This is a genomic window from Dermatophilaceae bacterium Sec6.4, assembly GCA_039636865.1.
Taxonomy (GTDB): Bacteria; Actinomycetota; Actinomycetes; order Actinomycetales; family Dermatophilaceae; genus Allobranchiibius.
In genome coordinates this window covers 3,417,555-3,443,169 of sequence record CP144172.1, presented here as the reverse complement: position 1 = coordinate 3,443,169, position 25,615 = coordinate 3,417,555, and the positions used below count along the sequence as shown (strand labels likewise).

Annotated in this window: 23 protein-coding genes; 13 read left to right on the top strand and 10 right to left on the bottom strand. The window is 65.1% G+C overall.

Annotated features, from left to right (window positions below):
* Positions 1-43 precede the first annotated feature (43 nt).
* The 3 genes from V3G39_16430 to V3G39_16420 are packed head-to-tail and all read right to left on the bottom strand — an operon-like array spanning position 44 to position 5,795.
* On the bottom strand, positions 44-3,502 hold the full coding sequence (locus V3G39_16430; protein ID XAS76213.1) for an error-prone DNA polymerase: 3,459 nt from the start codon (positions 3,500-3,502) through the stop codon (positions 44-46).
* 23 nt (positions 3,503-3,525) lie between these two features.
* The gene (locus V3G39_16425) at positions 3,526-5,103 is read right to left on the bottom strand and encodes a DNA polymerase Y family protein (GenBank protein XAS76212.1); all 1,578 of its coding nucleotides are present in this window, start codon (positions 5,101-5,103) and stop codon (positions 3,526-3,528) included.
* An 8-nt stretch (positions 5,104-5,111) separates the two neighbouring features.
* The gene (locus tag V3G39_16420; GenBank protein ID XAS76211.1) at positions 5,112-5,795 is read right to left on the bottom strand and encodes a hypothetical protein; all 684 of its coding nucleotides are present in this window, start codon (positions 5,793-5,795) and stop codon (positions 5,112-5,114) included.
* Positions 5,796-5,962: 167 nt separating this feature from the next.
* Here V3G39_16420 and V3G39_16415 point away from each other — a divergent pair, with 167 nt between their 5' ends.
* Positions 5,963-6,964, top strand: coding sequence for an alpha/beta hydrolase-fold protein (locus tag V3G39_16415; GenBank protein ID XAS76210.1), 1,002 nt, complete (start codon positions 5,963-5,965; stop codon positions 6,962-6,964).
* Between the two features lie 70 nt (positions 6,965-7,034).
* Positions 7,035-7,898 carry a hypothetical protein gene (locus V3G39_16410; protein ID XAS76209.1) on the top strand — a complete coding sequence of 288 codons (864 nt, stop codon included), beginning with the start codon at positions 7,035-7,037 and terminating at the stop codon, positions 7,896-7,898.
* A 103-nt stretch (positions 7,899-8,001) separates the two neighbouring features.
* Here the strand turns inward: V3G39_16410 and msrA are convergent, their stop codons facing one another.
* Positions 8,002-8,673, bottom strand: coding sequence for a peptide-methionine (S)-S-oxide reductase MsrA (msrA, locus tag V3G39_16405; protein XAS76208.1), 672 nt, complete (start codon positions 8,671-8,673; stop codon positions 8,002-8,004).
* A 359-nt stretch (positions 8,674-9,032) separates the two neighbouring features.
* Here msrA and V3G39_16400 point away from each other — a divergent pair, with 359 nt between their 5' ends.
* Entirely contained in the window at positions 9,033-9,743 is a 711-nt protein-coding gene (locus tag V3G39_16400; GenBank protein ID XAS76207.1) for a class I SAM-dependent methyltransferase, read from the top strand.
* 151 nt (positions 9,744-9,894) lie between these two features.
* On the opposite strand, the gene V3G39_16395 is transcribed toward V3G39_16400, so the two are convergent.
* Positions 9,895-11,097 carry a hypothetical protein gene (locus tag V3G39_16395; protein ID XAS76206.1) on the bottom strand — a complete coding sequence of 401 codons (1,203 nt, stop codon included), beginning with the start codon at positions 11,095-11,097 and terminating at the stop codon, positions 9,895-9,897.
* A gap of 122 nt (positions 11,098-11,219) precedes the next feature.
* Between V3G39_16395 and V3G39_16390 the strand changes: the two genes are divergently transcribed.
* The 5 genes from V3G39_16390 to V3G39_16370 all read left to right on the top strand — a co-directional run bounded on the left by V3G39_16390 (position 11,220) and on the right by V3G39_16370 (position 17,890).
* Positions 11,220-14,243, top strand: a complete 3,024-nt coding sequence (locus V3G39_16390) for a glycine--tRNA ligase (protein XAS76205.1) — start codon at positions 11,220-11,222, stop codon at positions 14,241-14,243.
* Between the two features lie 55 nt (positions 14,244-14,298).
* Entirely contained in the window at positions 14,299-14,679 is a 381-nt protein-coding gene (locus tag V3G39_16385; GenBank protein XAS76204.1) for a VOC family protein, read from the top strand.
* Between the two features lie 31 nt (positions 14,680-14,710).
* Positions 14,711-15,904 carry a cystathionine gamma-synthase gene (locus tag V3G39_16380; GenBank protein ID XAS76203.1) on the top strand — a complete coding sequence of 398 codons (1,194 nt, stop codon included), beginning with the start codon at positions 14,711-14,713 and terminating at the stop codon, positions 15,902-15,904.
* Positions 15,905-16,070: 166 nt separating this feature from the next.
* Positions 16,071-17,063, top strand: coding sequence for an ATP-binding cassette domain-containing protein (locus V3G39_16375; protein XAS76202.1), 993 nt, complete (start codon positions 16,071-16,073; stop codon positions 17,061-17,063).
* The gene (locus tag V3G39_16370; protein XAS76201.1) at positions 17,063-17,890 is read left to right on the top strand and encodes an ABC transporter permease; all 828 of its coding nucleotides are present in this window, start codon (positions 17,063-17,065) and stop codon (positions 17,888-17,890) included. Before V3G39_16375 ends, V3G39_16370 begins: the two co-directional genes overlap by 1 nt.
* 140 nt (positions 17,891-18,030) lie before the next feature.
* Here the strand turns inward: V3G39_16370 and V3G39_16365 are convergent, their stop codons facing one another.
* The 3 genes from V3G39_16365 to V3G39_16355 form a co-directional block, all read right to left on the bottom strand.
* Positions 18,031-19,050: an alcohol dehydrogenase gene (locus V3G39_16365; protein ID XAS76200.1), complete on the bottom strand. Its 1,020-nt coding sequence runs from the start codon at positions 19,048-19,050 to the stop codon at positions 18,031-18,033.
* A gap of 87 nt (positions 19,051-19,137) precedes the next feature.
* Positions 19,138-19,623, bottom strand: a complete 486-nt coding sequence (greA, locus tag V3G39_16360; GenBank protein ID XAS76199.1) for a transcription elongation factor GreA — start codon at positions 19,621-19,623, stop codon at positions 19,138-19,140.
* Between the two features lie 250 nt (positions 19,624-19,873).
* Positions 19,874-20,236, bottom strand: coding sequence for a DUF4307 domain-containing protein (locus tag V3G39_16355; protein XAS76198.1), 363 nt, complete (start codon positions 20,234-20,236; stop codon positions 19,874-19,876).
* A 49-nt stretch (positions 20,237-20,285) separates the two neighbouring features.
* On the opposite strand from V3G39_16355, the gene mca reads away from it, so the two are divergent.
* Together mca and V3G39_16345 are read left to right on the top strand one after the other, a co-directional pair.
* Entirely contained in the window at positions 20,286-21,257 is a 972-nt protein-coding gene (mca, locus tag V3G39_16350) for a mycothiol conjugate amidase Mca (protein XAS76197.1), read from the top strand.
* Entirely contained in the window at positions 21,250-21,462 is a 213-nt protein-coding gene (locus V3G39_16345) for a hypothetical protein (protein ID XAS76196.1), read from the top strand. Before mca ends, V3G39_16345 begins: the two co-directional genes overlap by 8 nt.
* A 36-nt stretch (positions 21,463-21,498) precedes the next feature.
* Here the strand turns inward: V3G39_16345 and V3G39_16340 are convergent, their stop codons facing one another.
* Positions 21,499-22,203 (bottom strand): hemolysin III family protein, encoded by a 705-nt coding sequence (locus V3G39_16340; GenBank protein ID XAS78265.1) that lies wholly within the window; start codon positions 22,201-22,203, stop codon positions 21,499-21,501.
* Between the two features lie 182 nt (positions 22,204-22,385).
* Between V3G39_16340 and V3G39_16335 the strand changes: the two genes are divergently transcribed.
* The 3 genes from V3G39_16335 (at position 22,386) to V3G39_16325 (ending at position 24,592) form a co-directional block, all read left to right on the top strand.
* On the top strand, positions 22,386-23,150 hold the full coding sequence (locus V3G39_16335) for an isoprenyl transferase (protein XAS76195.1): 765 nt from the start codon (positions 22,386-22,388) through the stop codon (positions 23,148-23,150).
* Positions 23,151-23,347: 197 nt separating this feature from the next.
* Entirely contained in the window at positions 23,348-24,154 is an 807-nt protein-coding gene (locus tag V3G39_16330; protein ID XAS76194.1) for a hypothetical protein, read from the top strand.
* A gap of 75 nt (positions 24,155-24,229) precedes the next feature.
* Positions 24,230-24,592 carry a hypothetical protein gene (locus V3G39_16325; protein XAS76193.1) on the top strand — a complete coding sequence of 121 codons (363 nt, stop codon included), beginning with the start codon at positions 24,230-24,232 and terminating at the stop codon, positions 24,590-24,592.
* On the opposite strand, the gene coaA is transcribed toward V3G39_16325, so the two are convergent.
* Complete coding sequence (coaA, locus tag V3G39_16320; GenBank protein XAS76192.1) at positions 24,593-25,543, bottom strand: type I pantothenate kinase; 951 nt, start codon at positions 25,541-25,543, stop codon at positions 24,593-24,595.
* Positions 25,544-25,615 lie beyond the last annotated feature (72 nt).

Here is a 25,615-nt window from a genome sequence, read left to right as displayed (position 1 = left end):
GAATCTAACAGCGAAAAGACATATATGGGTGTTCCCTGGGCATTCAGCGGAAGTCGCGGGAGGTCAGCTCCACATTGATCGGCAGCTTCTCCAGTCGGTCCGCGACAATATTGACGATGTTCTCCGGAGAGCGTTCCAGGATGCCGCGGATGATCATCGCGGGTGCCGATCTCGCCACGACCCGGTAGCGGTGCCAGACGCCTCGGCTGCAGATGATGTTGATCAATCCGGTCTCGTCCTCCAGGTTGAGGAAGGTGATGCCGCTGGCGGTGGCCGGTCGCTGCCGGTGGGTCACCACGCCGGCCACTTCGATCCGCCGCCCGGACTCCATGGTGAGCAGGTCGCGGGTACGCAGCACACCCCGCTCCCGCATCACTGCCCGGCTGTGTTGCATGGGGTGATCCGCCGGGCTGATGCCGGTCGCCTGCAGGTCGTGGATCAGCAGCTCACCCAGGGTCAGCTCGGGCAGTAGCGGCGGTTGGTAGGGCACATTGATGTCGAGTTGGCCCTGCTTGACGGCTGTCGCGTCGGCGGACTGCCACAGGGCGCCGCGTCGTGATCCGGACAGTTCGTCAAGTGCTCCCGCGAGCGACAGAGCCTCCATCTGTTCGGTATCCAGTTCAGCCCGTCGAGCCAGGTCGCTGAGATCGGTGAATCGACCGCCACGCTCGCGGCACGTGACGATCCGCTCCGCGACGTCCTGGCCGAGCGCTGACACGTCGTCCAGTCCCAGACGCACGCTGTGCTTCTGGTCGCGGCGGTGCCGGTCGGTGTCCGGTGGGGCAGTCGCATCGAACCCGCCGATCTGCTCCTGCGCGTAGTCGTGCAGGCAGGAGTCCATCCCGCCGCCATCGGCGTGATCACCGCCTGCTGCCGCGTCCGTCTCTGCCTCCAGGTCGGCGTACACATTCGAGCGGTGGATATCGGGTGGCAGTACCGCGACCCCGTGCCGCCGGGCGTCACCCACCAGGGTCTGTGGTGAGTAGAACCCCATGGGTTGCGCTCGCAGCAGGGCCGCCAGGAACGCTGCCGGGTAATGCAGTTTGAGCCAGGAACTGGCGTAGACCAGCACCGCGAAACTGAGCGAGTGCGACTCTGCAAAGCCGAAGTTCGCGAATGCTTCGATCTTGTTGTAGATCTCATCGGCGGTGTCGGGGGGTATCCCGTTGGCGGCCATCCCGTCGTACAACTTGGCTTTGAGGGTCTCGATCTTCTCGACCCCGCGCTTGGAGCCCATTGCCCGCCGCAGCAGGTCGGCGTCGGCCGGGGTGCAGTTACCGATCGTGGTGGCCATCTGCATCAGCTGCTCCTGGAAGAGCGGAATGCCCAGCGTCCGTTCCAGCACGCTTTCCAGTAGCGGATGCGGGTAGGTGATGGCTTCCTCGCCGGTACGCCGACGGATGTACGGGTGTACCGCGCCGCCCTGGATCGGGCCGGGTCGGATCAACCCGATCTCGACGGTCAGGTCATAGAAACAGCGTGGTTTCAGGCGGGGCAGGGTGCCGATCTGCGCGCGACTCTCCACCTGGAAGACCCCGATCGAATCCGCCCGGCAGAGCATGTCGTAGACGCCCGGCTCGTTACGCGGGATCGTCTGCATCCGCCATACCTGCCCGAAGTGCTTCTTCACCAGGTCGAAGGTGTGTTGCACAGCGGCGAGCATTCCGAGACCGAGCAGGTCGAATTTGACCAGCCCCATCCATGCGCAGTCGTCCTTGTCCCACTGCAGGACAGTGCGGTCGGTCATCCGGGCGGGTTCGATCGGGCAGACATTGCCGACCGGTTCATCGGTCAGCACCATGCCGCCGGAGTGGATGCCGAGGTGTCGGGGGAAAGTCAGTACCTGTTGCGCGAGTTGCACGACCGCGGGGGAGATGTCGTGGGTGTCACTCGCGATCTGTCCACCCCAGCGCTCGACCTGTTTGGACCAGGCGTCCTGTTGACCCTGGCTGTATCCGAGCGCTTTGGCCATATCGCGGACGGCGTTCTTGGGGCGGTAGGTCACCACGTTGGCAACCTGCGCAGCATTGCGACGGCCGTATTTGGCGTAGACGTGCTGGATGACCTCCTCGCGGCGCCCGGAGTCGAAATCGACATCGATATCGGGTGCTTCTTCGCGTAGCTCGGACAGGAACCGCTCGAAGGGCAGACCGTAGAAGATCGGGTCGATGACGGTTATGCCCAGTGCGTAGCAGACGGCTGATGCAGCCGCGGATCCTCTTCCCTGACAGAGGATCTCGCGCTCTCGGGCAAAGCTGACGATCTCATGCACGATGAGGAAGTAACCCGGAAAGTCTTTGGCCTCGATGACCCGCAGCTCGTGTTCGAGGCGCTCGCGGTGGGCGGGTGTCACTTCTTTCCACGCCTGTTCGGCGCCCTGCCAGGTCAGCTCACGCAACCAGCTCATCGGGGTATGCCCGTCCGGTACCTCCTGGCGGGGCAGCCGGGGACTGGCCGAGCGCAACCGGAAGCCCAGATCGGCAGCGATGTCAGCGGTGCGCTCGACCGCTCCGGGGAAGCGCGCGAATCGTGCCTGCATCTCGGCGCCGCTGCGGATATGAGCCTGGTCGCTGCTCGGTAGCCACCCGTCCAGATCCTCCAGGCTGCGGCGGGCGCGCACCGCCGACAATGCGCTGGCCAACCGGAAGTTTTCGGGTGTCGCGTAGTGCACGGCATTGGTTGCCACCGTATCGACGCCCGCGCGTCGGGCGATCGCAGCGAGCCGGTCGTTACGCAGGCTGTCGAGCGGATCGCCATGATCGGTCAGCTCGACCAGCACGTTGGCGGCCCCGAACAAATCCTGCAGATGACGTACCTGCTCCAATGCCGCGTCATCGCCGGCACGTTCCAGGGCTTGTCGTACCGTCCCCTTGCGGCAGCCGGTGAGCACCATCCAGTCACCGGCGGCGGTATCGGCCAGCGAACCCAGGTCGTAGATCGGCCGGCCCTTCTCCGCACCGGGTGCCAGATGACCGTCGGTGAGGGCTGCGGCGAGGTGGTGGTAACCCTGTTGTCCGCGCGCCAGCACCAGCAGATGACTGCCTTCGGGGTCGGGTATGCCGTTCTGCGCAGTGCGTAGGTCCAGCGACAGTTCGGCGCCGAACACAGTCTCGATCCCGCCGAAACCTTCTGCTGCCTCGGCCATCCGCACCACGCCGTACAGCCCGTCGTGGTCGGTCAGCGCGATACCGCGCAACCGCCGCCGGACGGCCTCGGTGACCAGGTCCTCGGGGGAGGAGGCCCCATCCAGGAAGCTGTAGTGGGAATGGGCATGCAACTCGGCGTACGGCACGAAGGGTCCGTCGTCGGCCGGTGGGTCGGCCGACTCTTCGGTCAGCTGTTCGGGAGCCCGGAAGGGTTTGCGCTTGCGCGAGAACGCCGGCCCGTCACCGCCGTCGGCGGTGTACGAGGACCGGTTGCCGGTGCTTGTGGTAGGCCGGGTGCCTTCGGACAGCAGTCGTTCCAGCTCCGACCACGGGATCGGCGGATTACTGAACCCCATTGCTGCAACCCTTCCGTGAATGCTCAGTCATACCGGGCCTCCACCCACCAGAGTCCGCCGCCGGTCAGTAGCAGCCAGGCCTGGTTGCAGTCGTCGACGAATTGAAAACGATGGACGGTCAGAGGATTTCGCCACCAGCGCTGTTGTATCGGCCACGGTCCGGCCCAGGCGGCGATGTGCCGGGCGGGCGCGTCGCTGCATTGCAGAGTGGCCGGTGGTGTCGACAGACTCCCGCGCTCGCTGACACGCACGGTGCTGCCATCGGCGCCCCGCACCGAGCCAGGTTGGGCCTGGGCGAAGACGGTCGCAGGAGACAGTCCGGGAAGTGACCCGGGCCATGGTTGATCGGTGCGGCGCCCTGCCGGTGCGGGGACTGCTTCACCCCACGGGCGTAGCACCCGGCGTTCGTCGAGCAACCGGCCGCCGCCGACGCTGGCCGACAGCACCGCATCGTGTCCGAGGCGTGCCTGTAACTGGGTGATGGTGCGCACCACGTGCTCGTCCGGCCGGTCACCCCATAAACCTTCGGCGTGGTGCGAGGCGCTCTCCAGCGACTCCGGCGCCATCGTCACCAGTGAGATGGCGTCGTACCGCTCGCTGGTTTCGGCGGCGAATTCATCCAATTGCCAACGAATTCGATCCAACAGTTCGCCGGCAGTGAACTGCCACGGATGCCGCCAGAGTTTTTCATGGATCAGTCCGCCCTCGGTGTGCAGGGCGAGTCTGATCTGGTTGCAGATCAATGCGTGTTCCATCAACGCAGTGACGAGGCGGTCTACGGCAGCGGTGCAGTGCGCGATCAACGGTTCGATATCGACCGTCGGCGGATCACAGACGATGCGCAGATCCAGGTCCAGCGGCACCGAGCGTGGCGAGATGGTGGGTGCGTCGTGCCCGCACGCGAGCTGATGCGCATGCAGGCCGGCTGCTGCGAAGCGGGCGTGTACGTCACTGCGGGGGAGTGCCGCCAAATCACCGAGGTGGCGAATACCCAGACGTCGCAACGTGTTCGGCATGCGTGAGTCGCCGATGGCAGGAGCGAGAACGGTCACCGGTAGCCGGGCGAGGAAGCGGGCGGACTCACCCGGTGGCAGTTGTCGCCAAGGCACGTCGCCGGTGGTGGCATACGCCGCGTGCTCGGCAGCGAACAGACCGTCGGCGACCGCTATCCGCACGTCGTGCTCGAATTCCTCCTGCACGGCCCCGGCCAGGACGTCTGCCGCCGCGGCTTCGGAGCCGTAGAACCGGGTAAGGCCGCCGGCGCGCACTGCGGCCAGCCCCGGACGGATCACCTGCACCAACGGCGCGTGCGTCTCGATGATCCGCAGCACCGGCTCGAAGGCCCGCTGCTCGATGCCTACGTCGTAGGTGAGCACCTGCAGGTCGGGGCATCGGGCCTGGGCATGCCTGATCCGCAGGCCTTCGGTGACACCTTCTGCGGCCGCGGCTGCCGAGCGGGCGACCACGATGCTCTTGGACACCACCGCCAGAGGTGCCTCAGGTGGGGTGCCGGCAGCTTCTCGGGCTGCGATCAGCGACCAACCGGGCCACCACAGGGCCAGTACCCGCACGGGTGTCGAGGTGGCAGGCAGTGTTCTCATGGCTCCTCTCATGCCGCGACCGGCCAGTTCAGGTCCTGGGTGCGTTGCCGGTGCTGCTCGGTGACGGTGATCTGCACCCGTTGGCCCAGTAGCACTCCGTGGCCTTGCCCCAGGCCGTCCCACCCGGTGGTCACGGCATCGATATGGGCTACGGCCCGCGGCCATGCGCCGGCCACGACCAACGTCGTACGACGAGTGCGTAAGCGGGCGTGCAGCCGCTCCACCTCACCGGGTGTGACGTGCGGTGGGCGGCCGGCGAGGATCAGATCTGTGATCTCGGTCAGGGCGGCAATGACGCTGACCCAGTCCTGCGCCGGGGGATGCGGCACCAGGACCAGCTTGTCCAGATCGGTGCCCCACGACAATGCCGCCTCGACGCTGAAATTAGGTAGTCCGACCGCTGCGCAGAAGGAGCCGGCCTTCGTCGGTTCGGCCAACAGGCCCATGGCCACGGTGGTCGAGCCGGAGAGGGTGTAGACGCCACCGTGTCGCAGACCGGTGGGGAAACTACTGCGCAGACCAGGATGCACCGGCAGGCCGAGCATCATCGTGAGGTTTGAATCGCAGGGCCCTGACTGGTGGGGTCGACCGGGACTCCGAGACCCCGCGAGGCCACCGGATTCGCGCTGCAGCAGACTCTGCAGATGGGCGATCGTGTCCTCGCGGGAGGTCGGAGCGACAGCATGCGGCATCTCCCAATGATCGAACACGCGTTCGAATTACGTCAAGTCCGAGATCGACACCAGGATTCTCAGGGTTGCTTCATGGTGCGTTGCTAGCGTTCAGCCCCGTTCATCTGATGGACCAGTAATCGGCAAACAAGTGAGCATTGAAACAAGAGAGCATCGTCATCAGTGATGTGAGAAGTCCTCGAGTCCGCAAAGCTGCCCTGATCACGGTTGCTGCTGCGCTGCTGGCCAGCTGCAGCAGTGCCCCGTCCGGGTCCGCGCTGCCCTCACTGCCTTCACCGTCCTCGCCGTCGGTGGTGTCCGCGTCGCCGCACGCGAAGCCGAAGCCGAACCTGAAACTCCTGAAGCTCCAGCACCCCACCGGCGGTGCGAAGCTGCTACGGGTCGTGATCCCGGCAAAGGATGGCTTCACACCGCGGCCGGCCTACCTCTACCTGCCTCCTGCCGCCGTGCGCGATCCGCATCTGCACCTACCTGTGCTCGAGTTGCTGCATGGCACGCCGGGTGCACCCTTGGACTGGCCGAGTGTCCGCGGAAAACTGGTGAGTACCGAAGATGCATTTGCCAGCACCCACCACGGTGAAGCGCCGATTGTCGTCATGCCTGACATCAACGGAACGCAAGGCTCGGACTCGGAATGTATCCGTACCAAGAATGGCAAGAGCACCGAGAACTATCTCAGCTCCGATGTCGTCTCCTGGGTGCGTACCCACTTTGCAGCTGCGGTCGGAACGCAGAAATGGTGGATCGCCGGCTTGTCCGAGGGCGGAACGTGCTCGTTGATGCTCGCGATGCGCCACCCGCGCACCTATTCAGCATTCGGCGACTTCTCCGGTCTCGCCAACCTGAGTGTGAGTGGTCTGAAGACCGCGGCTTCGAACGAGCAGCTGTACAGAAGTGATCCGGTCGCTATGCGCACACATGATCCGCTGTGGCTACTGACGCATCGGCGCTACCCCGATCTACGTGGATGGTTCGAGTGCGGTGATACAGACCACGTGGTCTACGCCGCTCAGGCGCGGCTCGTTGCTGCCGCCAGGACTGCCCATATCCCGGTGCATGCATCGCTGTATGCCGGTAGTCATTCCTGGGCGGTATGGAGCGATGCCCTGAAGTTGATGTTGCCGTGGTTGTGGAATTCAGCACCCGCCGTGCCGGGGCACTCGACGTGAGGGACTGACAGGGCGACCGAATCCTGTTCACCGGTCCCAACGCGTGCTTCGTCATGCCAGGATCGAGCTCATGCAGGGTCCTCCGCCGTACTGGCGTCAGCGCACCGATTCAGCCTTCCAACCTGATGGTCGCAAGATCGCTCTCACAGTGTGGGGGTGGTCGTGGACCTCGGAAGAGGATGCCGAATCCATTGCTGCAGAACGGCTCACGACGGCCTTCGCCAACTTGCACGCCGGAGCGGAACGCGAGAACTACTACCCCCGGCTGCCCTTGCGCGAGGAAATACTGCGGGAGGTGAGCAGCACGTCGGGGCAGTTGCTCGCGGTGGTCACCCGCAACCGGTACGGAGCGGAGGTCCTGTGCACGCAGGCCGTCGTCATCGCCGATGTCGACCTTCCCGCGCAGCGTCGGTCCCGCGGGCGGCTGCGTCGGATCTTCGGCAGCGGCGCCGAGGACCCTGCGCTCAGCCCCGAAGCGCTGGCACTGCAGCGGATCGCGGCGTACGCCGACCGGTCACCGCAGCGGGGTACGCACGTCTACCGCACCGCCGCCGGGCTGCGCGTCATCATCACCGGTGAGCAGGTCGACCCCAGCTCGCCGGCGGCCACGGACATCCTGGAGCAGTTGGGGACCGACCCCGTGTACCTGCGATTGTGCGCCGCCCACGGCACCTACCGCGCGCGCCTGACGCCCAAACCCTGGCGTTTGCGGCCACCTCAGCAGGCACCCACTGTGCGCTGGCCCTACGGATCCGCTGAAGCACGTCGTCGCGCCGATGCGTGGTTGAAGGACTACTCCGCGGGTAGCGCGGACTACGCCGTGTGCGCCAAGATCGCGTCGCACGGTGCTCCCGCCACCGGTGACCAGGAAGTCGTCCTACGGCTGCACGAGGACGCGACCCGCGTCTCGCAATCGCAGCTACCACTGGCGTGAGCGCAGCGTTCAGGTAAGGGCCACGGCCACCCTGCGCGTCGAGATGTCAGTTTCGGAGGGTCGAGACGCGATGTGACCCTCCGAAACTGACATCTCGGTGAGATCAACCGCTGGTCGGTGGGAGCACCGACTCCTGGCTGGGCAGCTCGTCCTGCTTGACCAGACCGACCGGGCAGGTCATTCCGTTGGGGCCGTGGTTGCAGTAGCCGCCGGGGTTCTTGTGCAGGTACTGCTGGTGGTACCCCTCGGCGTAGTAGAACTCCCCGGCGGGGGCGAGTTCGGTCGAGATCTCGCCGTGTCCGTGCTGGGTCAGCACTTCCTGGAACGCCGAGCGGGTCGCCTTCGCGGCGGCCTCCTGCTCGGGCGTGGTCCAGTAGATAGCCGACCGGTACTGGGTGCCGACGTCGTTGCCCTGGCGGTATTTGGTGGTTGAGTCGTGGTTTTCCCAGAAGGTCTTGAGCAGGTGCTCGGCATCCGTCTGCTTGGGGTCATAGGCGATGAGAACGGCCTCGGTGTGCCCGGTGCGGCCGGTGCAGGTCTCCTCGTACGACGGGTTCGGCGTGAATCCACCGATGTACCCCGCAGCGGTCGTCACCACCCCGGGCATTTTCCAGAAGAAGCGCTCCGCTCCCCAGAAGCAGCCCATCGCGACGTACATCACCTGGGTGCCTTCGGGCCACGGTCCTTTCAGTGAAGTTCCGAGCACCGCGTGGTCAGCAGGAACGTGCTGCATCGCAGTAGGGCGCCCGGGAAGCGCGTCAGTAGCAGAAACCATCGTGCCAACTCGTCCGAAACCGAAGATCATGTCTGCTTCAACGGATGAACGGTCCAGAACCTTCCTGCAGAAATACGCAACTCTGCTGCCGGGAGAAATGGGTTACCTGCGTCCGGCGTTGCCTGTGAGTGAAGTGGTCCGACCGAGGCCGAAAACAGCGCGAGTTTCCGGTGAATATGCGGCCGGTCGTGTTACGGTCCGAGCACCGTCCCGCCATCCGTGCGCACCTGATGCGACGGTCGGGAACCAGCTTCAGCAGATTGAGGGAAAAAAATATGGGGCAAGCGTCGTTTTGGGGTTCACACAAGCACCAGGTGAGGCGCTGGGCGCCACCTGCTATCTGGGAAGCAGCGCACCGCGTGAAAGTTCGGGCCGCCGGCGGTTCAGCCCCCAGTACAGCCCCGGCCCCCAAGCCCGCGCCGGCTCCCAAGCCCGCCGCGGCCCCGACGAAGGGCATTGACGACATCGAGACGCTGCACGCGTTCTGGCGGCAGCCGGCACCTGTTGACAACGTCCCGTCGACATACACCCAGGTCGAGGGTCGAAGTAAGGTTCTGCTCCAACTCATCTCCGACCTCCCCTCCGACGCGCGCATCCTCGAGGTCGGATGCAACGTCGGCCGCAACCTGGCCTACCTGGTCGACCACGGTTACCCCAACGTCGAAGGGGTCGAGATCAGTCCGCATGCCGTCGAGCTACTGCGCCGCACCTACCCGCAGTTGAGCGACACGACGATTCACGTCGGTGCAGCTGAGGACGTGCTCTCCGGTTTCTCCGACGACAGTTTCGACCTCGTTTTCACGATGGCCGTCATCGAGCACATCCACCCCTCCAGCACGCGCGTGTTCGACGACATCGTCCGCATCGGCAGGTCGGTCCTGGCAATTGAGCCACCCGGGCGTAATTCGCACCGTCAGTACCCGCACGACGTGCCCAAGATCTTTGCATCACGGGGGCTGGAGTTGGTGTCCACCAAGCCGATGTCGGCTTTCCCGGAAACCGCCCACGATTCGGGCATCAGAATCTTCTCGGCCTACCGCTTCGAGCGCGCGGAGTCCGCTGCGACCTGAGCGGCACCTGCTGAGTTATGTCGAGAAAGGGTGCGCAGTGACACTGCGCACCCTTTCTCGTGTGTTCCGGCTCTGGTGCAGGGGTGTGCGGGGTCGACCGATGTGCAATGGCAGAGCTGCACCAACCCGAAGAAGCCGTCCACCCGGACTCTCAGGGGGTGAAGACGCTCGCCAACGCCGTGACGCGTCCACCTGAAACCGTGAAGCGCAGGAGCCCGTTGACGCGCGCAGACATGGCCACTTTGGGGGAGACCACGTACGGAGCGCCCGGGCTGTAAGCCTTGAACAGCACGCCCGAGTTATCGGCGCCCTCTGCCGCAGTCTGCGTGAAGAACCACCCGGGCGCGGTGAAAGAGGTGGTTCCGTCGAGGACCACTGTGGACAACTGGTCCGGTACGACGACCTGCACATCACGACCGACCGGGGTGGTGCAGTAGCCGTCCGGTGCAGAGCAGGTGGCGAGTCGAATCGGTTGCACCTTGAGAGAGCCGTCAGAACTGACACCGTCCAACCGGCCCATCCACGTCCCGTTCGGAAGTGTCGTCCCGCTGTGGGTGGGGGTGCTGTCGACGATCTTGGCGCCGGCTACCCGCTGTGCGGTGAAGACGTTGCTCGAGGTGAGCATCAAGCTGGAACGCTGGGCGTGCCAGTTCCTGATGGTGGGGTTGTGAGTCTGGCCCGCGTTTGAGGCGGCGCTGTCCGGACCCCAGAGGGAAGAGGTCTGAAAGCCGGATCTGGTGAACTTCATCTTCAGCTCGAGGCCGGGGGCGCCGTTCAAGGTGCTGACACCGTGCCCGGACGGCGCCAGAGAGCCGTCTCGTTGTGCGGTGTAAGCCGACCACCCGGAGCGCCCTCTGCCGTATGCAATGGCCTGGCCGGTGCCGTCGCCGGTGAATGCGCCGTCCACGATGAACATGGCGTGTGGGGCGCCCGACAGGAGTGCACCGGTCACGGTGGGGGCGGCTGCGGCCGAGGAGAACACGGGTAGGTGGGGGCTGCTTCCTGCGGGCTTCCAGGTTGTCCCGTCGCCGGTCCAGAAGGCCACCTTGTTCCCTGCCGCAAGAGTTGCCGCCTCGTAAGCCGACCCGACTCTTACGACGGCCGGCGTCGCGTATCCGCTGCGTGCGCGAAGCGATGTGGCGGCAGCCGACGACGAGACCGGACCGCGTGCGGTCGCAGAGGCCGTCGTCGTGGGGGAGGAGGAAGACGAAGCCGAGGTGGTGGTACCTGTAGCGGCGGGAGCGGCGGTCGACGATGACGTCGAGGCGGAGTTGCTGCCCGGGCCGCACGCAGCCAGGCCGAGTAGCAGTGCACCAGCCGAAAGTGTTCGAGTCGTGCGCCGCACTGCGTGCATGAGATTCCCCTTAGAAATTGCCTGATGATGAGTCGCCTTCTCAGACTCCGACCTGCTCGGATGGGTTGGCACCGTTACCAAATCGATTCGTTACCCGCACCGGCCGTCGATAGCCTTGCCCGGTGCTGACTGTGCAAGATGCCCTGCTGACCCTGCAGAAGTTCTGGACCGACCGTGGATGCATGGTGGTCCAGCCCTTCAATACCGAGGTGGGAGCGGGCACGATGAACCCCGCCACGCTGTTGCGAGTGCTCGGTCCCGAGCCGTGGCGGGTCGCGTACGTGGAACCGAGCGTCCGACCCGATGACAGCCGGTATGGAGAGAACCCCAACCGGCTGCAGACGCACACCCAGTTCCAGGTGATCCTCAAACCCGACCCCGGCAACCCGCAGGAGCTCTACCTGGAGTCCCTCGAGGCAATCGGTATCGACCTGGGCGCGCACGACGTGCGGTTCGTCGAGGACAACTGGGCGCAGCCCGCGATCGGTGCGTGGGGGCTGGGCTGGGAGGTGTGGCTGGACGGTATGGAAGTCACCCAGTTCACCTACTTCCAACAGGTCGGCGGCCAGAACCTCGACCCTGTGAGCGTTGAGCTGACCTACGGCATCGAGCGGATCATGATGGCGCAGCAAGGTGTCAGCCACTTCAAGGACATGATCTACGCGCCGGGAATCACCTACGGCGAGGCATTCGGGCAGCAGGAGTACGAGATGTCGAGGTACTACCTCGACGAAGCCGACGTCGAGACCAACCGGGATCTGTTCGAGCGGTTCACGGCCGAGGCGCAGCGGATGGTCGAAGCGCGACTGCCGGTGCCGGCGCATACCTTCGTGCTCAAATCCAGCCAGGCCTTCAACGTGCTCGATTCGCGTGGCGCGATCTCCACGACGGAGCGGGCGCAGGCGTTCTCTACGATGCGCGGGTTGGCACGCGACGTCGCGGCGCTCTGGGTGGAGCGTCGCGCGGAGCTGGACTTCCCGCTGTTGAAGTCCGACAGCGCGCCCATCGTGGCCGGCTCGGCGCTCATGCCACCAGCTGCCGGTGCACAGGAGGAGACGAGCATCGAGGCCGATGCGTCGGCTCAGGACTTCGTGTTCGAGTTGGGGGTGGAAGAACTTCCCCCGCACGTCGTGGAGCAGGCCATCGGGCAGGTCCGCGAACTTCTCACTACCGGCCTCGCCGCCAGCCGCCTGACATCCGGTGAGGTATCGGTGCTCGGTACCCCACGACGGATCGTGGCGCAGGTGCGCGACGTGTCGGCCCGCGAGCCGGACGCGCAGACGCTGCGAAAGGGCCCGAAAGTTGCTGCGGCCTACGACGCCGACGGAAATCTGACCAAGGCTGCCCAAGGATTCGCCCGCGGGCAGAAGGTCGATCCGGCAGGCCTGATCAAGGCGCAATTCGACGGTGCCGAGCACGTTGCGGTGCAGCTCGACCTGCCTGGCCGCGACGTCCTCACAGTACTCGGCGAGATCGTCACCACGGTGGTGACCGGGCTCCGCGCCGACCGCAACATGCGCTGGTCGGATGCCGAGTTGACCTACAGCCGACCCATCCGGTGGGTGGTGGCGTTGTGGGGCGCGCACCTGGTGCCCGCCCAGGCGTCGGGCCTGCGTACCGGACGCACGACGTACACGCAGCGCGGCGACGCCGATCCGCTGGTCCGCATAGAGAACGCACAGACCCTGACCCCGATCCTGGCCGAGCGCGGCATCGTCCTCGATCCGGGCGCGCGACGTGCAGCGGTGATTTCGCAGGCGAGCGCCCTGGCCGAGAAGGTCGGCGGCATCGTCGATTTCGACGCCGAGTCCGATCTGGTGGACGAGATCACCAACCTGGTCGAGGTACCCCACGGCATCCTCGGCGCCTACGAAGAGCGTTATCTGCAGCTCCCCGAGCAGATTCTCACCACGGTGATGCGCAAACACCAGCGCTACCTGCCGGTGCGTGCCGCCGACGGTTCGCTGCTGCCGCACTTCATCACGATGGCAAACGGCTCGTGTGATGACGACGTGGTGCGAGAGGGCAACGAGAAGGTGCTGCGCGCACGGTACGAGGACGCCGCGTTCTTCTACGACGCCGATTTGAAGATGCCGCTCGCCGACCTGCGCGCCGGTATCGCGAAGCTGACGTTCGAGAACCGGCTCGGGTCGGTGGCGCAGCGTGCTGACCGGATCGCCGACGTGGCCTCGGCGCTCGCGGTTGATATCGCACTGGACGATGACCAGCGCCAGACCCTCGCTCGGGCAGGCGAACTGGCCAAGTTCGATCTCTCGTCCCAGATGGTCATCGAGCTGTCATCCCTCGCCGGCACGATGGCCCGGGAATATGCCGCCCGCGCCGGTGAGAGCGCGGCGGTCGCTGAGGCGCTGGCTCAGATGGAGCAGCCGAAGACAGCCGGTGATGCGGTGCCGGCCGGATTGCCGGGCGCGCTGCTGGCGCTCGCGGATCGCTTTGATCTGCTGGCCGCAATGTTCGCGCTCGGCGCGAAACCGACCGGCTCCTCCGACCCGTTCGCGCTGCGTCGCGCGGCGCTGGGTGTGGTCGCGATCCTGCGCGCGCACGAGGCGCTGTCGGCGGTCACGATCAACTCGGGCCTGGCGGTGGCTGCGATCAGGCTTCGTGAGCAGGGGATCGAGGTCAGGGTCGAATCGGTTGATGCAGCAGCGGACTTCGTTGTGGGCAGACTCAAGCAGCAGCTGCGCGACGAGGGAGTGGATGCCAGGATGGTCGATGCAGTCGCGCCGTTGGCAGCGACTCCGGGTCGGGCGCAGGCCGCACTACGTGACATTGCAGCTGCCAGGGTCGACCCGAGGCTCGCGTCCCTGGTGGAGTCGGTGCAGCGCATCACCCGCATCGTTCCGGCCGGTACGGCTGCGGCATACGACGAGACGCTGTTGAGGGACCCCGCCGAGCTCCACCTTGCTGCGATGGTGGCCGTGCTTGCCGACCACCGCAGTGACACGCTCCCGCAGTGGCTGTTGACTGCATCGAACCTCCTGGAGCCGTTGGCGCGTTTCTTCGACGAGGTGCTCGTCATGGCCCCTGACGAGGAGCTACGCGCAGCACGTCTGGGGTTGCTGCAGACCATCGTGGACCGGGCCCCGGGCGGTATCGACTGGCAGGCGTTGAACTCGGCGCTGTGAACCGAACGCCGGCAACCCCGTTGCGTGCCAGTCGGGGCCGGTGGCACGGTGGGGTATGGCTTCTCGCGCAAGTAATTTCTGTATCGATGCCGCCGACCCCTACGCGTTGACGATGTGGTGGGGGCAGGTACTTACGGACTTTGTCGTCGATCCTGCTGATGAGATGCAACCGGGGGATGAGGAATGCGGGCTGACCGGCCCCGATGACCGGTATCTGCTCTTCCTGAAGGTGCCAGAGGTCAAGACGGTCAAGAACCGGATGCATCTGTGCGTCCGGCCGGTCGACTGCCCTCGCGACGCGGAAGTCGACCGGATTCTGGCGCTCGGAGCATCGATGGTCGATGACCGACGGGACGGCGAGAAGGGATGGGCGGTGTTGGCCGACCCTGAGGGCAACGAGTTCTGCGTGCTCGGCCCGTACCAGCCGGGCGCCTGAGTCGCACCCGTCGCCGCATTAACCTTGGCTCATGAGCACCGCTGACCACACTGATCGTATTGAGCACGGCTTCTCCACTCGCGCCATCCACGCGGGGCAGGAGCCGGATCCTCGCACCGGCGCGGTCGTACCCGCCATCTACCAGACCTCGACCTACAAACAGGACGGTGTCGGCGGATTCCGTGAGGGGTATGAGTACTCCCGCTCCGCGAACCCGACCCGCACGGCGCTGCAGGAGTGCATCGCCGACCTGGAGGGCGGGTCGCAGGGGTTTGCTTTCGCGTCCGGCCTGGCGGCAGAGGATGCGATCCTGCGCGGGCTGCTACGGCCGGGTGACCACATCATCATCCCGACCGATGCCTACGGCGGCACGTTTCGACTCGTCGACAAGGTCGTGAAGGCGTGGGGGGTCGACTACAGCCTCGCCAAGGTGGGGCAGGCCGATGCGATTCGCGGTGAGATTCGACCCGGCGTCACCAAATTGATCTGGATCGAGACGCCGACGAACCCGTTGCTCGGTATCGCTGACATCGCGGCCATTGCCCAGATTGCACACGAAGCGGGCGTATTGCTGGTGGTCGACAACACTTTCGCGTCCTCCTACCTCCAGCAGCCGTTGCGGCTCGGCGCGGACATCGTGATGCACTCCACCACCAAGTACGCGGGAGGGCACAGTGATGTCGTCGGGGGAGCCGTCGTTGTCGCCAAGCAGATCGGCGTTCCTGACATGCAGGATGCGTCCGAGCGGATCGCGTTCCATCAGAACAGCCTCGGTGCCGTCTCCGGGCCGATGGACTCGTGGCTCGTGCTGCGCGGACTGAAGACCCTGTCGCTGCGGATGGAGCGACACTGTGACAACGCGGAGAAAGTTGTCTCATTTCTGCAGGGACGCGGGGACGTCACCCAGATCTACTACCCCGGCTTGGATTCCCATCCCGGCCACGACATTGCTGCTACCCAGATGAAGCGGTTCGGCGGAATGGTCAGCTTCCAGCTCGCGGGCGGCGAGCAGCACGCCGTCGACGCAATCGGCCGTACGCAGCTGTGGACACTGGGGGAGTCGCTCGGCGGAGTTGAATCACTGATCGAGCACCCGGCTCGGATGACGCACGCCAGCGTCCGAGGCACCGAGCTGGAAGTGCCCGGTGACCTGATCCGGTTGTCTGTCGGCATCGAGGACGCGGTCGACCTGATCGCCGATCTCGAGCAGGCGTTGGACAGCTGAGTGACCTGTCCAACGGGAAAGGCCTGAGAGACCCGAGAGGCATGGCGCTCTCGCAGAGGGATGGCACTCGCTGTCGGCGCCGCGTGGCACGATGTCGCCCGCAGCTTTTACAACGACTGACCAGGGTGCGTGCGGTAGCAGGTTTGCCGCCAAGGAGGAGGTTGGCATGGCGGACGCTGTCGTCGCCCATGATCTGGTGAAGCATTACAAGGCCGTCACGGCCATCGATGGGGTTTCCCTCAGCGTGCCCGAGGGCAGCGTGCTCGGCGTGCTCGGTCCGAACGGGGCCGGCAAGACGACGACCGTCCGGGTCCTGACGACGTTGATCCGGCCCGATTCGGGCTTTGCAACGGTCGCCGGGCACGACGTCATCAAGGATCCCGCCGCGGTCCGTCGGTGTATCGGGGTGTCCGGCCAGTACGCCGCAGTCGATGAGTACCTCACGGGCTATGAGAACTTGGAGATGGTTGGTCGCCTCTACCACCTGCCCAAGGCGCAGGCGCGCGCGAGGGCGAGGGAGTTGCTGACCCAGTTCCGGCTGGACGATGCAGCCGATCGACCGGCCAAGGGATATTCGGGCGGGATGCGTCGCCGGCTGGATCTGGCCGGAGCACTGGTCGCGCGACCACCGGTCATCTTCCTGGACGAACCCACGACGGGTTTGGATCCACGTAGTCGGGGCGATATGTGGGACGTCATTGCGACGCTGGTCCGCGAGGGCACCACCGTGCTCTTGACCACTCAGTACATGGAGGAAGCCGACCGGCTCGCCAACAACATCATCGTTGTGGATCGCGGGGTCGTGATCGCCGAAGGGACGGCGGACGAGCTGAAGGTGCAGGCCGGTGGGGAGCGCCTCGAGGTGACGGTGACCGATCCGGCGCGGCTGGCCGAGGCGACAATGCTGCTGGCCGGAATCGTCGACGCGGAACCCACTGCTGACGAGCACACTCGTGCCATCACGGTGGGCGTCACTGGCGGGACCAAGGATCTACTGGTCGCCGTCCGCCGACTGGACGACGCTGGTATCGAGGTGCAGGACATCGGTATCCGACGTCCGACCCTGGACGATGCATTCCTGGCGATGACCGGTCACGTAGCTGAAGAAGAGGCCGACGAAACGAAGAAGAAGACCAAGAAGAAAAAGGGGGAGCGGTAATGAATACCTTCATTTCCGATGGTTTGACGATCGCCCGACGCAACCTCATCCGGATCAAACGGGTCCCCGATCTGATCATCTTCACCACGTTGCAACCGATCATGTTCGTGCTGCTCTTCGGGTTCATCTTCGGCAGCCTTGCGGGGCCGGGCAATGCCAGCGGGTACCGGGAGTTCCTGATCGCCGGCATCTTCGCGCAGACCATCATCTTCGGCGCGACGATCACCGGATTCGGGATGGCCGAGGATATGCAGAAAGGTGTTATCGACAGATTCCGCACGCTGCCGATGCACCCCGGTGCCGTGTTGTTCGGGCGCACCATCTCCGATGTGCTCAACAACGTCATCGTGCTGGTGGTGATGTCACTGACCGGTCTGGTGATCGGGTGGCGCATCCGTACCAATGTCTTCGACGCAGCGTGGGGCTTTGCCCTGATGTTGTTGTTCGCCTACGCCGTGAGCTGGTTGTTCGCCTACGTGGGGTTGAAAGTTCGCGCCCCCGAGACCGTCAACAACGCCTCATTCATGGTGATTTTTCCGTTGACGTTTATTGCGAACACCTTCACCAGTGCTCAGAGCCTGCCCGGCCCGCTGAAGCTCATCGCCGGCTGGAACCCCGTGTCGACCATCACCCAGTCGGCTCGACAGCACTTCGGCAACCTGTTCGCGCTGAAGGTCGCCGACACGCCGGCCGAACAGCTGAAGGCCATCCGATACACGTGGGCCCTGCAACACCCGGACATCTACACACTCATCTGGGTGGTGGCGCTGCTCGCGATCTTCGTGCCGCTGTCCACTGCGACCTACAAGAAGGCCGTCGCCAAGTAGCGGGTGCGATGTTTCTGACGATGTCGGGTTGCAACTTGTGCCGAGGGTGCGGCAATAGCAGCACCCTCGGCACAAAATGCAACCCGAGCCGAACGCACCGGCTGGGCGGGCACGTTCGGCTCCCGAGGCTGTGAGGTGGGTCAGCTCATTGTGAGGACGACCCGGAACCGGGCGTCGCCACTCATCATCCGCGCGTAGGCCTCGGGTGCCTGCTCGAGTGGGTAGGTCTCGATGGTCGGTCGAATGTCCTGCAGGACGCTGAAGTGCATGGTGTCCTCGGAGTCCTTCGACGTGCCCGACGCATGCCCGATGACCCCGGTGCTGCCTGGGATCAAGGCAAACGGGGGGATCTGCATCGGGTCTGCCGAGGCACCGATGACCAGCATCCGCCCACGCGGCGCCAGACCGCCGACCGCGGCACTCATGGCGTCCGGCGCGGTCACCGTGGCCAGGATCGCGTGTGCGCCGCCGAGGGCCTGCAGTTCCTGCGCGACGTCGGAGGCGGTGGAGTCGATGTAGTGATGGGCTCCGAGGGCGGTCGCCCGCTCCTTCTTGTCGGTACCGCGGGCGATGGCAACGGTCTCAAAACCCATGTGCCGGGCGTACTGCACCCCCAGGTGTCCCAGCCCACCGATGCCCAGAATGGCCACCAGATCGCCTGGCCGGGCACCGCTCTCGCGCAGCGCATTGAACGTTGTGATGCCGGCGCACAGCAACGGGGCAGCATCCTGTGATGCCAGCTCGTCCGGAATCGATGCGAGCGCACTGACCGGCACCACGACGTGATCGGCATAACCACCGTCATACGCGATTCCGGGCACCTGACCGTTGGGGCAACTGATGAAGTCGCCGCGTCGGCACGAGTCGCAGTGCCCGCAGTTACCGCCGAACCAGCCGACACCGACACGCTGGCCGATTTCCCAGTGGTCCACGCCGTCCCCGACGGCTTCGATGCTTCCGGCGATCTCGTGGCCGGGCACCCGCGGATACTCGATCCCCGGCATCCCACCTTCGACGGTCATTGCATCGGAGTGGCACACCCCGCAGGCCTCGACCCGCACCAGGACCTGCCCCCGAGCCGGCTCGGGCAACTCTCGCTCCGTCAACTCCAATGGCTGGCCCGGACCGGATACCTGCACAACACGTGATCGATTGCTCATGACAACCAGTTAAGCACCGCCTGAGAGCATGCAAAGACCCCCGGTCGCGAGATGCGCTGCCGGGGGTCTTCGCGTGTTCGTTGGAGGTTATCTGTAAGCGGCTACATCAACGATATCGACGGTGACCGTCTTGCCGTTCGGCGCTTCATAGGAGGTGCTTTCGCCGATCTTCTTACCGTTGATCGCAGCACCGAGGGGTGACTTCTCGCTGTAGACGTCCAGGTCGTCGGAATCGCCGACGATTTCGCGACTGCCGAGCAGGAAGCGCTCGGTTTCGCCGAACATGGTGACCGTCACCACGGTGCCCGGGGTGACGGTGCCTTCCGCCCTGGCGGGGCCGCCCACCACGGCGTCGCGTAGCAGGGCATCCAGCTGTCGAATGCGTAATTCCATCTTGCCCTGCTCTTCGCGGGCAGCGTGGTATCCGCCGTTCTCCTTGAGGTCACCCTCCTCTCGGGCTTCTTCGATCTGGCGGGAGATATCTGTGCGGCCTTCACCGGTCAGGTGGGCGTACTCAGCCTTGAGCCGGTCGTAGGCCTCCTGGGTCAGGAAGCTGGCTGTAGTGCTCGTCACGGACCTTCTCCTTGCTGTGGCGACTGGTGCTGAATGTGGTGTTCAGCGCGGGTTGAAGCCCGTTGCTTACCGGGGCGGAGGTCCCGCGCCGGGTAACGAACTGGCCCGGACCCACGAAGCAATGAAACCTCAGAAGAGGTTACGGTGCGCCGGGGAACCGGACCGGACGTAAACATTCACCCTAGCGTCTGCTGCTCAAATGTCACATCGACTCCGCTTGACCGGATAGCCGTGACGATCGGTAGGTGTGTCAGCTGTACACGCATTTGTCGACGGTTCCGGTCACGGCGCGCGTCACAGTGCGCACAGTTCTGGTGTAGCGCACTGAGTTGTAGGAGCTGGCTGGTAATTGAACAGTGGTGACGCCGACCTGGGAGTGGTTGATGTCCTGAGCTTCGATGGTGCAGGTAACGGGTCGGCCGTTCTGGTTGGTGACGTCGAAGATCACCTTCACCTGAGTGTCGCTGACCACATCGTTTCCGGCGTCCGACCATTGCACTCCGCTACTGGCGGCGAGTCCGAACCACACGGCGATCGCACTCATCACGATCACACCGATAGTGCCGATCACCCACCACTTGCCCTGACCGGCTGCGGGCGTGGGTAACTGCATGGGATGAGACACTAGGCGGTGTCCCAAAAACGAATTCAATGAGGTGGCAATGACGACCGGCAGCCTGCGTCTGATGGCAGTGCATGCGCATCCCGATGACGAGTCCAGCAAGGGCTCGGCGACGATGGCACGGTACGTCGCGGAGGGGCACGACATCATGGTTGTGTCCTGCACCGGCGGTGAGCGCGGCGACATCCTGAACCCCCGGTTGAAGGATGATGCGGAAATCCTGCGGGATCTGCCGCAAGTTCGCCGCCGTGAGATGGCGGAGGCACAGGCGATCCTGGGTATTCAGCACACCTGGCTGGGCTTTGTGGACTCCGGTCTGCCTGAAGGTGACCCGCTTCCGGAGCTGCCTGCCGGGTGCTTTGCCCTCGAGCCGATGGATGTCACCACGGAAGCGTTGGTGCGGGTAATCCGTCGATTCCGTCCGCACGTGATGACGACGTACGACGAGAACGGTGGCTACCCCCACCCAGACCACATCATGTGCCACAACGTGTCGCTGGCGGCGTTCCGAGCGGCCGGGGATCCGGAGAAGTTTCCGCACGCGGGGCCCGCGTGGCAGCCGCTCAAGCTGTACTACGACCGCGGATTTTCGCGCGGCAAGATGTTGGCGATGCACGAAGCGTTACTCGCCTCAGATCGGGAGTCGCCGTTCGGCGAATGGATGAAGCGCTGGGAGAACCGCCCGGAGGGGCGTGTCACCACCCATGTCGAATGCGGCCGGTATTTCGGGGTGCGCGAGCGGGCACTGCTGGCACACGCGACTCAGATCGACCCGGACGGATCGTTCTTCGCACTGTCCCCGGATGAGCAGGCCGCGGTCTGGCCGACCGAGGAATGGGATTTGGCCGTGTCCTACGTCCCGGTCCCCGCAGAAGAGGACGATCTGTTCGCTGGACTGCACAATGGTGCCGCCCAGGCGGATCGATTGTCGCAGGAGCATGTTGGTCCGCATGCCGCGCCGTTGACTGACGACGTCGTTGCTCGAGTAATACGAGAGGCAGCCCATGGGTGAAGCAGAAGCAACCAATGTCACGGCAGGAATCTGGGGGTTCCTGACCCTGTTCGCCCTGGCGATGGTCTGCTGGTTCCTCTACCGGAGCATGAGCGGGCATCTACGCAATGTCCGATTGATGCAGGAGGCCGAGGACAAGGCTGCAGAGGATGAGAAAGCCACCGCAGCCGGGTCGCCCGGTGATGGATTGCCGCCCCGTCGCTAGTGCGCTGCCCCGTTCCCTGGTGCAGTGGGCGGCGGCTCAGGCCACGCCGGCGTGGGAGTAGATAGCCATCGAGGCTGCGATGTAGTGAGCCGCAAAGGCCAGCACGGTGAAAGCGTGGAACACCTCATGGAAACCGAACCAGCGTGGTGACGGGTTGGGTCGTTTGATGCCGTAGACCACGGCGCCCAGGGTGTAGAGAACTCCGCCCGTGGCAATGAGAGTGATGACGGCTGGTCCGCCGGCGCGCATCATTGGCCCGAAGTAGAAGACCGCGACCCACCCGAGCGCCACATAGATCGGGGTGTACAGCCACCGCGGGGCACCCACCCAGAACACCCGGAAGAGCACGCCGCCGAGTGCACCGGACCAGACGATCACCAACAGTGAGGTCGCCTGGGCCCTGTTCAAAAGGGTGATCGCGAATGGCGTGTAGCTGCCGGCGATGATCAGGAAGATATTGGAGTGGTCCATCCGCTTCAGCACGCCGCCGGCCCTCGGGCCCCAGGTGCCGCGGTGATAGATCGCCGACGTAGTGAACAGCAGCAGCGCCGTCACTCCGAACACGATCGCTCCGACCCGAGGACCACCCGCCGGTGCCAATGCGACCAGCACGACGCTTGCCGCGAACGTGAGCGGCACCATTCCCAGGTGTAACCAGCCGCGCAACTTGGGTTTGACCGAACGCAGTAGTTCGGCGGCATCCTGGGCGGCGGTTTCGAAGGCCTCGCTGATGGGTTGGATCACGGGTTCGATCCTAGGCCTGCGAACTGTGTACAGAGCCGGGATCGGTGAATTCGACGAGGGCGTCCGGGCACCCGATGAGATCCTCACGGGCCTGATCGACGCAGGCGGGCCCATCGGGGCGGACTACCCTTGCCCCCAGTCGGTGGTCTGGGCCGAGAACCGATGCGGAGGGCGACGAAATGGGGCGTGTTCGCGACCTTGCCTACGGTGTGTACGAACGCCGGTTGGCGCGCTCCCTGCCGAGTGCGGATCTACCGCGACACGTGGGCGTCATGCTCGACGGGAACCGGCGATGGGCCCGGAAACAGGGCACCGACACGGCCTCGGGCCACCAGGCCGGTGCGGACAACATCGAACCGTTGCTCACCTGGTGCGAAGAAGTCGGTGTCGAGGTCGTCACCCTGTGGCTGTTGTCCACCGACAACCTGCACCGCCCGGCCTCGGAGCTCACGCCACTGCTGGCCATCATCGAGTCGGTGGTCGCGGACCTCGCAGCCCGGGGAAGGTGGCGCCTGCACCCGGTCGGCGCACTCGACCTGCTTCCGGATCGCACTCGGGACGTACTGACCGATGCCGCGCTGAAATCACAGGATGCCGACGGACTGATCGTGAATGTCGCTGTCGGGTACGGCGGACGGCAGGAGATCGCTGACGCCGTGCGGGCGATGTTGCAGGAGCATGCTGCCCAGGGGGTGACGATCGAGGAACTCGCGCAGATTCTGGACGTGGAGCACATCTCGGCGCACCTCTACACCAAAGGCCAGCCGGACCCGGATCTGGTGATCCGCACATCGGGCGAGCAGCGCCTCGGGGGCTTTCTGCTGTGGCAGAGCGCGCACTCGGAGTTCTACTTCTGCGAAGCGTTCTGGCCCGACTTCCGACGGGTGGATTTCTTGCGCGCTCTGCGCTCGTATGCCGAGCGCGAGCGTCGCTACGGCTCCTGACCCGGCCACCGGCGCGTGAGAGTCGCCGCTCTCGCCGATCCGATCCCGATTGGACAGGATCGGATCGGCCGGGCACAGTAGCCACGGTCTCGATTCGGTAACGCTGGATGCTTCAACTCCGATAGAACTCACAGTGGTCGCGAGAAGTGGCCATCTGTTGTCGCACTTCTCCCCCACCGAAAGGCCCCTCAGTCACCATGCCCCGCAACGTCGGTCGACACCGTGCGGCCCGACCCAGTGGTGTTGAACTACTGCGTCGCCCCGCCGTCCTCACCTCTGCAGCGATCGCCACCGTATCCATGGGCGCGACCGCATACGCATCGACGAGCAGCGCGATCGGGGTCGGGAACACCACGGCTCTTACCGCGTCTGCAGTGCTGAGGGCACCGGCCACGGCCAACACCGCCGCAGACGCTGCTGCGAAGGCAGAGCTGGTCAAGCGCGCAGCCACCGCCCGCGATATTTCGGTATCGCGCTCGTCCGCCCAGCGTGCGAAGGTAGCGGCCTCGGCGCGAGCCAACCAGGCTGCTGCCGGAAAATCGGCCAGTGCGGTGAAGGCCGCCGCCAAGGCCAAAGCTGCAGCCGCGCAGGCTGCAGCCGCGAAGAAGGCACAGGCCGCGAAGAACGCTCCCGCAACCCCGGTTGCGGCCACGCCGACCACACCTGTCACGCCGACTACGCCCGCCGCACCTGCCGTGTCCGGTGGAAGCCCGCAGGCGATCGCGGCGGGCATGTTGTCCGGCTACGGGTGGGGCAGCGACCAGATGGGGTGCCTGTCCAGTTTGTGGATGAAGGAATCGGGCTGGAACGCCTCTGCGATGAACGCATCCTCGGGTGCGTTCGGCATCCCTCAGTCGCTGCCCGGTAGCAAGATGGCCAGCGCAGGCGCCGATTGGCAGACCAATCCGGCCACCCAGATCAAGTGGGGATTGGGATACATCAAGTCCTCCTATGGTTCGCCGTGCGGGGCGTGGGCGCATTCCCAGGCAACGAACTGGTACTGAGCCGGTCCGTTTCCTCGACGGTTCACTGATGGCTGGCCGGGTTGTGCGCAGGATGTCTGGGGTAATGAGATGTTGATGGGCAAGAAGTGGCTGGGTCCGGTTTTCTGGGCCGTGGCGCTCCTACTCGCCGTGCTCGCCGCGATCATCGGTGCGCGGTGGGGTCTGTCGCAGGCTCCGACCTTCGCGGGCGGCGACAACGACGGGACCCCCGCGACGTCGGCGTCGCGCGCCCTCTACACCGTCTTCGGCGCGGTGATCTGCGGCTTGGCAACCCTGGCCCTGGCGTCCGGGATCTTCTTCCTGCTGTGGGCGCGCGACCGACGTGGACGTGTCGACGACGGTGAAGATGCCCATCAGCCAAGCGATATGGACCTGTCCGAGGTCCAGGGGATGTTCGACGCCGACGAGGACCGCGTCGACCGAGCCGACCAGAGCTAGTTACAACTTGCGCAACCGGATCCGCCGCACGTCGTGGCCGGATCCTTTGGTCAACACCAGACTTGCGCGGCTGCGGGTGGGTAGCACGTTCTCGACCAGGTTGGGCCCGTTGATGTCCGACCAGATCCGCTGGGCCTGAGCGCGGGCCTGCTCGTCAGTGAGCGCGGCATAACGATGGAAGTACGACGCGGGATCGGCGAAGGCCGTCTCGCGAAGCGCCAGGAACCGGTCGACATACCACCGACGGATGTCCTGCTCGCGTGCATCGACGTACACCGAGAAATCGAAGAAGTCCGACAATGCCAAACTGCTTCCGCGCCCGGTCTGCGGCATCGGAGCGGCCAACACGTTGAGACCTTCGATGATCAGCACATCGGGCCGGTGGACGACGATGTGTTCGCCGGCGACGATGTCGTAGGTCAGGTGGGAGTAGACCGGTGCGGTCACCTCAGAGACGCCCGACTTGACCGCTGCGACGAAGCGCACCAGCGATCGCCGGTCGTAGGACTCCGGAAACCCTTTGCGCCCCAGCAGGCCGCGGCGTTCCAGCTCCGCGTTCGGAAACAGAAAACCGTCCGTGGTCACCAGCTCCACCCGGGGGGTCCCCGGCCATCGTGCGAGTAACTCGCGTAGGACCCGGGCTGTGGTCGATTTGCCGACGGCCACCGATCCGCCGACGCCGATCACGAACGGCACTTTGGCAGGTGCTTCGCCCAGGAAGCGGCCGGTCACCCGGTGCAGACCCCGGGTGGCGTCGACGTAGAAACTGAGCAGACGGGACAGGGGCAGATAGACCTCCTCGACCTCCAGCAGATCGATACGGTCCCCGCTGCTGCGCAGTCTTCGCAGATCCGCCGCGTCCAAGCTCATCGGCGAGGTGTCGCGCAGGTGTGCCCACGCTGCGCGGTCCAACTCGACATACGGACTGACGACCTCGGTTGCGCGCGACACGGGCACATTCTTACTGCTTCGGCGGTGATCTGGCAGCATCCGTCCCAGATACGCGGCGCAACGGGCAGCTGT

Coding starts and splice junctions, on each gene's coding strand:
- V3G39_16325 (XAS76193.1), top strand. CDS start 24,230: ATGGGCAAGAAGTGGCTGGGTCCGGTTTTCTGGGCCGTGGCGCTCCTA.
- V3G39_16385 (XAS76204.1), top strand. CDS start 14,299: ATGGCTTCTCGCGCAAGTAATTTCTGTATCGATGCCGCCGACCCCTAC.
- V3G39_16355 (XAS76198.1), bottom strand. CDS start 20,236: ATGCAGTTACCCACGCCCGCAGCCGGTCAGGGCAAGTGGTGGGTGATC.
- V3G39_16410 (XAS76209.1), top strand. CDS start 7,035: ATGCAGGGTCCTCCGCCGTACTGGCGTCAGCGCACCGATTCAGCCTTC.
- V3G39_16335 (XAS76195.1), top strand. CDS start 22,386: ATGGGGCGTGTTCGCGACCTTGCCTACGGTGTGTACGAACGCCGGTTG.
- V3G39_16420 (XAS76211.1), bottom strand. CDS start 5,795: ATGCCGCATGCTGTCGCTCCGACCTCCCGCGAGGACACGATCGCCCAT.
- V3G39_16380 (XAS76203.1), top strand. CDS start 14,711: ATGAGCACCGCTGACCACACTGATCGTATTGAGCACGGCTTCTCCACT.
- V3G39_16375 (XAS76202.1), top strand. CDS start 16,071: ATGGCGGACGCTGTCGTCGCCCATGATCTGGTGAAGCATTACAAGGCC.
- msrA (XAS76208.1), bottom strand. CDS start 8,673: ATGGTTTCTGCTACTGACGCGCTTCCCGGGCGCCCTACTGCGATGCAG.
- V3G39_16395 (XAS76206.1), bottom strand. CDS start 11,097: ATGCACGCAGTGCGGCGCACGACTCGAACACTTTCGGCTGGTGCACTG.
- V3G39_16370 (XAS76201.1), top strand. CDS start 17,063: ATGAATACCTTCATTTCCGATGGTTTGACGATCGCCCGACGCAACCTC.
- mca (XAS76197.1), top strand. CDS start 20,286: ATGACGACCGGCAGCCTGCGTCTGATGGCAGTGCATGCGCATCCCGAT.
- V3G39_16330 (XAS76194.1), top strand. CDS start 23,348: ATGCCCCGCAACGTCGGTCGACACCGTGCGGCCCGACCCAGTGGTGTT.
- V3G39_16430 (XAS76213.1), bottom strand. CDS start 3,502: ATGGGGTTCAGTAATCCGCCGATCCCGTGGTCGGAGCTGGAACGACTG.
- V3G39_16425 (XAS76212.1), bottom strand. CDS start 5,103: ATGAGAACACTGCCTGCCACCTCGACACCCGTGCGGGTACTGGCCCTG.
- V3G39_16365 (XAS76200.1), bottom strand. CDS start 19,050: ATGAGCAATCGATCACGTGTTGTGCAGGTATCCGGTCCGGGCCAGCCA.
- V3G39_16345 (XAS76196.1), top strand. CDS start 21,250: ATGGGTGAAGCAGAAGCAACCAATGTCACGGCAGGAATCTGGGGGTTC.